At 66.5% G+C, this 3,040-nt stretch carries 2 protein-coding genes; both read left to right on the top strand.

Annotation, left to right across the window (positions count from 1 at the left end; translation table 11 throughout):
* Window positions 1–322 precede the first annotated feature (322 nt).
* Complete coding sequence (locus A5712_RS26260) at window positions 323–1,783, top strand: DUF4185 domain-containing protein (protein ID WP_082973674.1); 1,461 nt, start codon at window positions 323–325, stop codon at window positions 1,781–1,783.
* A 175-nt stretch (window positions 1,784–1,958) separates the two neighbouring features.
* Window positions 1,959–2,759, top strand: coding sequence for a DUF732 domain-containing protein (locus A5712_RS26255; RefSeq protein WP_068112179.1), 801 nt, complete (start codon window positions 1,959–1,961; stop codon window positions 2,757–2,759).
* The last annotated feature ends 281 nt before the right edge of the window (window positions 2,760–3,040 follow it).

The raw sequence follows: 3,040 nt of genomic DNA, 5'->3' as shown, positions 1-3,040 counted from the left end.
GATCCGGAACCAACACCACGCGCGGGCCTCTGTCACGAAGACACGCCGCCACGCGGCATTCTCACCCTGACACTGAGCCGCAAAATCGCACGCACGAGGCTCGTAGAGTGCGATTCTGCGTCTGCTCGGCGGAAAGCGCTGCGTCGGAGAAACCGGTGAGTTGCGACACGGTCACGGATGCATACCTATCCGCTGCTCGCTAGTCACATAAGCCCCGTGAATCACTATCGTCACATGAGCCAGCTGCGGACGTCAATTGCGACGGCCCGCTCCCGGGAAAGGTGTGACATTGACGGCGATTCCCCGGATCGTGTCGTTATCGATGGCGTCGGCGACCGCCCTCGGTTTCTTCGTCGTGGTCGGCCCCGCGCCGATAGCGAACGCCACTCCCTGCAGCGCGCCCGAAGCGAACGCCGACCCCCCGGCCGCGCCGCCCCCGATGCCGGCCCCCCAACCCGTCGTCCAACCGCCGACCGGACGTCGGCCGACTCACGCGAACGACCAGGCGCCGTTGCCCAAGCTGGGTCCGCTGATCTCCTCGTTGCTCAAGCCGGGAACGACGGGCGGCCAGCGCTACTCCGCGCCGATACAGCCCCAGGCCGGCGTCGTTCCGCCGCCCGGGCCCAACCCGCCCGCGCCGGGCTTCCCGCAAGTGCCGAACGCGGCCCCGGTCCAGCCGCAGCCGGCCCCACAGCCGGCGGCGCAGCCAGCGCCCCCGCCCCCGCCCCCGGCCAATATCGCCGGGGCACCGACGTCGCTGGTCGATTGGGTGACCGGACCAAACGGCCCGAACAAGACCCTCGAGCGATTCAGCATCTCGGGGACCGACCTCGGGATCATCTGGGACAACGGCGACCCCGTCAACCGCCAGGTGCTCATGGCCTTCGGTGACACGTTCGGCTATTGCAAGGTCCGCGGGCAGCAATGGCGATACAACACCTTGTTCCGCAGCTCGGACCGCGACTTGTCGCACGGAATCCACATCGCCGACGGGGTGCCCAACGATAAGTATTCGGGCTCACCGGTATGGGCGTCCAACCTTTCCAAGCAGGTCGTCAACACCATCCACAAGGCGCCGCACGAAACCGGCATCATCCCGACCACCGCCATGTCCCTGGGGCGAACCCAGTACATGAGCTACATGTCCATCCGGCAGTGGGGCCGGGACGGGGAATGGCAGACGAACTACTCCGCGATCGCGAGATCCGTTGACAACGGCCAGAACTGGGGGATCTTCCCCAGCAGTATTCGCACCGCATCGCCGGACGCCATCCCCGGCGTGCCGTTCACTCCGGGGAATGAGAATTTCCAGATGGGCGCGTTCATGAAGGGGAACGACGGTTACATCTACCAGTTCGGCACCCCGTCGGGGCGCGGCGGCGCGGCGTTTTTGTCGCGGGTTCCCCCGAATTATCTGCCCGACTTGAGCAAGTACCAGTACTGGAACGGTGACAACGGCGGACATTGGGTCGCCGCCAATCCCGGGGCGGCGACGCCGCTGTGGCCCGGGCCGGTCGGGGAGATGTCGGCGCAGTACAACAGCTACCTCAAGCAGTACCTGGTGCTCTATACCAACGGCGGCAGCAACGACGTCGTGGCGCGGACCGCGCCGACGCCGACCGGACCGTGGAGCGGGGAGCAACCACTGGTGTCGTCGTTCCAGATGCCGGGCGGCATCTACGCGCCGATGATCCATCCGTGGTCGTCGGGGCGGGATCTCTACTTCAACCTGTCGCTGTGGTCGGCATACGACGTGATGTTGATGCACACCGTTCTGCCATAGTGGCGATCGCAAGCGCGGCGTAGCCGGGCGTAGCGGGTCGCCACGATGAGCAAGGTGGCGATCGCAAGCGCGGCGTAGCCGGGCGCAGCGGGTCGCCACCATGACCAAGCGCACACGCGTTGTCAGCGGTCACCGGGGCTTGCCGCAACGTCGTGACACCCTCAGACTGGTTGATATGCGCGATCGGGAGGCGATCGACCAAGAGCTGAGGCGCATCGCCCTTGGGCGCCAATCGATGGGCGAGCACGGTGGCCGGCCGTCGATCCGGGACATCGACGCCCTGCTCGACGAGCGCCTGGGCCACCCCGTCGAGGTCGTCGAACCCGAGACGGTTGACGAGGTTCCGGCCCCCGCAGACACCTCGTCGCCGCGCAACGCGCCTCACGGGCGCAAGCGTCGGCGTCGCCGCTCCCTTCCCCTCGCGGCGTTGCCGCTGTCCCTACTGGCCGTCGCCGCCGCCGCGGTGGCGGTCATGTTCGCGGCGCACAAATCCGACCCGGCGCCGTCGGCCGACCCGCCCTCGACGGCCGTCCAGCCCCCGGCGGCCGGCCCGCCCCCGCCGGCCGCTGCACCCAGTCCGGCCGCGCCGGTAGCGCACGCCCCGACGCTGGAGATCGTCGACAGGGCGTTCATCGGCGCGCTGAAACAGGATGGCGTGCCGGTTCCGAGCAACGAGTACGTGACGAGCCACGGCCACGCGGTCTGCGAGTTCCTGGCGAACCAGCCCGACTTCGGCGAGGCCGTGCGCGTCCTGCAGCAATCGTCGGTGTGGGATACCAATCAAAGCGCCAGCGTCGCGGCCGGTGCCGTCGTCGCGTATTGCCCTCAGTACCAGCCGTCCGGCCAGGAGCACCTGCAGACCGGCTTCAAAGATGCCCTGTCCGGACTGCAGGCCATCGAACGTGATCTGCAGGGCATCAACGGCAATTTGCAAGACATTCGGGATGGCCTGCCGCCTCTCCCAGGCCAGCAGTAACGCTGCTTACCGCCTACACGAGGCGACACGCGTAATTCGTTGCGGCACTTGATATCTGCCCACCACCCAGCGGGCGACAGTTGGCCCGCTAGACAAGGAGTGTCGCGGATCAACCGAAACCGCTGTAAAGGATCAGCCGAAACACTGTCAGGCATCACCCGAAGACAAAATGTCAACCATCAGCCGAGGTAATACACCCCACAAAGTGCCCCTGTTCAGAGTCGGTTGATCCTTGACGTTTCTATGTCGGTTGATCCTTGACACCCATGTTGTGGTTAGGC

It is taken from the genome of Mycobacterium sp. E2327 (assembly GCF_001672675.1).
In the GTDB taxonomy this organism is placed as follows: Bacteria; Actinomycetota; Actinomycetes; order Mycobacteriales; family Mycobacteriaceae; genus Mycobacterium.
The sequence above is the reverse complement of the archived record's forward strand: the minus strand, read 5'-3'. Positions and strand labels throughout refer to the sequence as shown.

Coding starts and splice junctions, on each gene's coding strand:
- A5712_RS26260 (WP_082973674.1), top strand. CDS start 323: ATGGCGTCGGCGACCGCCCTCGGTTTCTTCGTCGTGGTCGGCCCCGCG.
- A5712_RS26255 (WP_068112179.1), top strand. CDS start 1,959: ATGCGCGATCGGGAGGCGATCGACCAAGAGCTGAGGCGCATCGCCCTT.